We start from the raw sequence: 410 nt of genomic DNA, 5'->3' as shown, positions 1-410 counted from the left end.
TTAAATGTTACGCCGGCCGCCATTGGACAATTGGTTAGAGGTTTAGAGGATTGGTTGGGGGTGTTGTTATTTCATCGCAATACTGGAGGAAAAGCCCGACTGGTGCTGACCGAGGCGGCCTTAGTGGCTGTACCGGATATTCGTGCTGGTTTTGATCGACTAGGTTTAGGCTTAGAAAAGCTAAAGTCCAATGCCGCAACAGGGGTTTTAACCGTGGCGATTAGTCCAGCATTTGCAGCCAAATGGTTGCTCCCGCGGATTGATAAATTTCAAATGCTGTATCCCGATACCGATGTGCGTTTAGATACCAATTTAAAGCCGGTCGACTTTATTAGCAATGGTATTGATATTGGAGTGAGATATGGTGAGGGTAGATGGGATGGTTTGATTGCAAAAAAACTGATGGCGGA

Annotated in this window: 1 protein-coding gene; it reads left to right on the top strand. The window is 46.1% G+C overall.

Annotated elements, in window-relative coordinates:
• The coding region (locus SE27_RS14595; RefSeq protein ID WP_455550004.1) for a LysR substrate-binding domain-containing protein at window positions 1-410 on the top strand (410 nt) is incomplete at both ends.

The sequence above is a fragment of the Acinetobacter harbinensis genome, assembly GCF_000816495.1.
GTDB lineage: Bacteria > Pseudomonadota > Gammaproteobacteria > Pseudomonadales > Moraxellaceae > Acinetobacter > Acinetobacter harbinensis.
This window is presented reverse-complemented; position numbering and strand designations above follow the sequence as displayed.